Source organism: Roseateles chitinivorans, assembly GCF_002761755.1.
Classification (GTDB): Bacteria; Pseudomonadota; Gammaproteobacteria; order Burkholderiales; family Burkholderiaceae_C; genus Roseateles; species Roseateles chitinivorans.
Genome location: NZ_PEOG01000246.1, coordinates 1 through 412, shown reverse-complemented (window position 1 = coordinate 412; position 412 = coordinate 1). Strand labels below are relative to the sequence as shown.

The window sequence follows — 412 nt, the reverse complement described above, 5'->3', positions numbered from 1 at the left end:
GAGTACATCGAAGAGGCGTTGATCCTGACCGCCAAGACCGGCACGTGTGTCGTGACCGGCATGGGTGCGATGACCGACGTCGACGTCAAGCTCAACCTGTTCCTGTTCACGATGTTGCAGAAGACCTTGAAGGGCAACATCTTCGGAGGCGGCAGCAGCCACATCGAGACCCCGCGGCTGGCAGCGCTCTACAAGTCCGGCCTGCTCAACATCGACGACATGGTCACCCGGACCTACAAGCTCGAAGACATCAACTCCGGATACCAGGACATGTTGGACGGCAAGAACATCCGTGGCGTCATCAAGTACGACGAGTCGGACTGGTAGGCCTCTTACAAAGCAGACCACGAAGCAGAACTGCCCCTTTCCGCGTGGAAAGGGGCAGTTTTACGTCTGCTCGCGGAGATTACTT

At 57.5% G+C, this 412-nt stretch carries 1 pseudogene; it reads left to right on the top strand.

What is annotated here, in order from left to right:
* Positions 1-327, top strand: a pseudogene (locus tag CS062_RS25580) (hypothetical protein); the annotation flags it as partial.
* Between the last annotated feature and the right edge of the window lie 85 nt (positions 328-412).